Annotated in this window: 4 protein-coding genes; all 4 read left to right on the top strand. The window is 54.9% G+C overall.

Annotated features, from left to right (window positions below; genetic code table 11):
- The coding region (locus WCE46_RS08135) for a dihydroorotase (protein WP_424733195.1) at positions 1–1003 on the top strand (1003 nt) is incomplete at its 5' end.
- A gap of 307 nt (positions 1004–1310) precedes the next feature.
- Positions 1311–1625, top strand: coding sequence for a DUF167 domain-containing protein (locus WCE46_RS08130; RefSeq protein ID WP_424733194.1), 315 nt, complete (start codon positions 1311–1313; stop codon positions 1623–1625).
- Positions 1626–1805: 180 nt separating this feature from the next.
- A complete protein-coding gene (gene dnaG, locus WCE46_RS08125; RefSeq protein ID WP_424733193.1) occupies positions 1806–3050 on the top strand; it encodes a DNA primase DnaG in 1245 nt (414 codons plus the stop codon).
- Positions 3051–3113: 63 nt separating this feature from the next.
- Positions 3114–3395 (top strand): UPF0058 family protein, encoded by a 282-nt coding sequence (locus tag WCE46_RS08120; protein ID WP_424733192.1) that lies wholly within the window; start codon positions 3114–3116, stop codon positions 3393–3395.
- The last annotated feature ends 2 nt before the right edge of the window (positions 3396–3397 follow it).

Raw genomic sequence — 3397 nt, 5'->3', positions numbered from 1 at the left:
CCAGCCGAACACTATTCCGCCCCTGACAACACCGGACGCGTTTTTCTCCCGTGTCCGCGAAGCACAGGCACATTCATTCTGCAGTTTTGCAATAAACAGTGGTGTCACCCCGGATACCAGTTTCGAGACGATGTGGGCGGCTGGGGCGATGGCCTTTGGCGAGACCTTTTTTGCCCCTTCCAGCTACGGTGAGGCACTCGGCGCCCCGGAACTTTCCCGTGCACTCGGGCGTATCCAGGCTCTCGGCGGACTTGCCACGATCCATGCGGAAGGTGTTTCCCCGGGGGAAGACCATGATCTTGCCACCCACGATGCCCTCCGTTCACCTGAACGTGAGAGGGCGGCAGTTATCGCCGTCCAGGCATGTAACATGAGCGGTTGCCGGATCCATTTCTGCCATATGAGCACAGCCTCAGCGATCGATGCCGCTTTGGGGACCGTGGAAGTGACACCTCACCACCTCCTTCTCTCCCGGGAAAAAACCGGGGTCGTTGACACCCGGTTCAAGGTAAACCCCCCGGTAAGGAGCGAGAAAGAGCGAAAGGCACTTTTTGCACGCTGGGACCGGATCGATATGATCGCGTCCGATCATGCCCCGCATACCCGGGCAGAAAAATCGCTCCCGTTCCCGGATGCCCCCTCGGGCGTCCCGGGCGTTGAGACCATGGTACCCCTGCTCATGGCCGAAGTTCTTAAACGGCGGATCACACTGCCTGACCTGATCCGGAAGACTGCGACCGCACCTGCCACGCTTATCGGCATCCCTCCTTCAGGTTTTTCTGTTGGTGACAGGGCAGACTTTGCACTGTACCCCCATTCTGCAGTAATCGTTGAGCCGGAACTTCTGCACAGCAGGTGCGGCTGGACACCGTTTGAAGGGTACCCGGCAGTCTTTCCCCTGACTGTGATCCGGGGGGGGTTCGTCGTATACGATCAGGGAGAGTTTTGTCGTGAAGAACCGGTCTGGTTTGCCGGTCGGGGATACTCTCCCCGCAGTGTGTGAGGATTTACCCGGGAATTGTTGTCGTACCCTGATTAAACCGGTATGGGGGTCGGAGAGTCCGGGCCACGAAACGCTAAAGAGCCCGGAGAACAGATGAAAGAGGGTGCCGATAAAGCGCACCCATAGGTCCCCGGGTGATCGATTGGCAAGTGCCTGGATGTGATCCATGGGACAACCCGGGTGCGCGACAGGCATCGCCCGGCCGAGGGTTTTATCCACAGGTGAAGGACGGCAGCAGCCACTGGTGATCCGTGTGTGTTTAAGCCGGGCGACATTTCCTTTCTCCTGCAGGTGCTACATGTCCACAATGGCAGACGCGCTTTTCGATGACGGTGATGGTACGGTGATTGCCATCGAGGTCTCTGCCGGTGCAAAATCCAATCTCTTCCCAGCGGGATACAACGAATGGCGAAAAGCTGTCGGCTGCCGGGTCACCGCTCCTGCGGTGGACGGGAGGGCCAATAAAGCCGTGATCGGGCTCATCAGCGCCACGATCGGAGTACCGGCCTCTGCGGTTTCTCTTGTTTCCGGGCTTGCCACATCACAGAAAAGGGTGAGAATAGCCGGTGTCACGAGCGCGCAGCTTGCCGGGCAGCTCGCTGCACTCAACAGTAACGGATAACCCCGAAAGATCCTGTCTGGATACAACCCTGACCTGGTTAAACAGGTCGTTTTTGTTCTCAATTCATAAAAGATAGGCCTGAAAATAAACCGACCTTTTAAGTAATTCCACACATTATATATATTTTATACCTATGATCAGGCACATCATTCATCGCATGATACATGGGGGTGCGTTTACATGTATTCACCGGATACTACCAAGTACCTTATTCATATCAGCCTCAGTGCAGAGGGGGTGGTCGAGAAACCTGATGTAGTCGGTGCCATTTTCGGGCAGACTGAAGGGTTACTCGGCGAAGACCTTGACCTGCGGGATCTCCAGAGAACCGGACGTGTCGGCAGGATCGATGTACAGATAGCGAGCAAAAAAGGTGAGACCTCGGGAGAGATCCTGATCTCCACCTCCCTTGACCGGGCAGAAACGGCAATTCTTGCTGCATCGCTTGAGACTATCGACCGCGTGGGACCGTGCGTCGCACACGTGGCAGTGGACACGATCGAGGACATCCGTGTCAGCAAGCGCAGGAAGATTGTCGAGCGTGCAAAGGAAATCCTTGTTGAACGTTTCGAGGACGGGGCAATAGACAGCGACGAGCTCCTTGACGATGTTCGCCAGACGATGCGAGTCGAGAAGATCGGGACAATTGGCGAGGAGAGACTTCCGGCAGGCCCAAATGTCCTTGAGTCGGATGCCATAATCATTGTCGAAGGCAGGGCCGATGTCATCAACCTCCTGCGGTACGGTATCAAGAATGCAGTGGCCGTGGAGGGGACAAACATCCCCAAATCGATCGTTGACTTCTGCGAGAAGAAGACCACAACCGCGTTCTTCGATGGGGACCGGGGCGGAGAACTGATCCTGCGGGAACTCCTTCAGGTGGCCGATATCGATTACGTTGCGTTCTCCCCCCGGGGAAAGAGTGTCGAGGACATGACCCGTAAAGAGGTCATCAAGACACTGCGGAACAAGGTTCCGGTCGAGTACGTCCGCGACCAGTATTTCGAGGATACGGCCGAACTCCCGTCAGACCTGCCCCGGCCGGCCCGTGCGGTGCCGGCCCCTGAAGGTGGGGACAGGAGCGATACTACCGGCCGGCACGGTGCAGGATCAAAGAATGTAAAAGAGGGAGCCTCCAAAGTCCCCGTGACGATACGGGATCACATGGAGGATGTAAAAGGTAAGAATGTCGCCCGGTTCCTGAATGAGGACATGTCAGTGATCAGGGAGATCCGGTCTGACGAAGTAGAGAAAGCCGTTGACACGCTGGATGTTCCGGCGGCCGGCCTTGTTGTCGACCGCGCTGTTGATCAGAAACTTCTCGACCGGCTGGTCTGGAAAGGGCTGGAATATGTTGCAGCCAAAGATTTTAAAGGCATTATAAAAAGACCTTTAAACATACGGTTGATGAAAATAAGCTCGTAAAACCGGGCTCATACAAATTTATTTATGTAAGTTTTACCCCATGTTACATTCTGGAGTGGCAGCATGCACAAGGAAGAACTTATCACCCTTCACAAGATACTTTACGAGGTTAAGGACTATTTCGAAGAAGCCAATCCGGACCTGAAATTCTCCCAGTACGGTGCCCTGAAAATTACACCCTCCCAGCTGCACAGGAGCAAGCTTGAGCACAAATATGCAATCTTCGTGCTCGGTAATGAGATTGCAAACGCGATGAAAGATGTCGATTATACCTCATCTTCACGGATCTCGGCACGCATGAAGGATCTGGCAGACAAGACACTCAAAGAAATGGAATACGCCTGAAG

It is taken from the genome of Methanoregula sp. (assembly GCF_049690535.1).
Taxonomy (GTDB): Archaea; Halobacteriota; Methanomicrobia; order Methanomicrobiales; family Methanospirillaceae; genus Methanoregula.
This window is presented reverse-complemented; position numbering and strand designations above follow the sequence as displayed.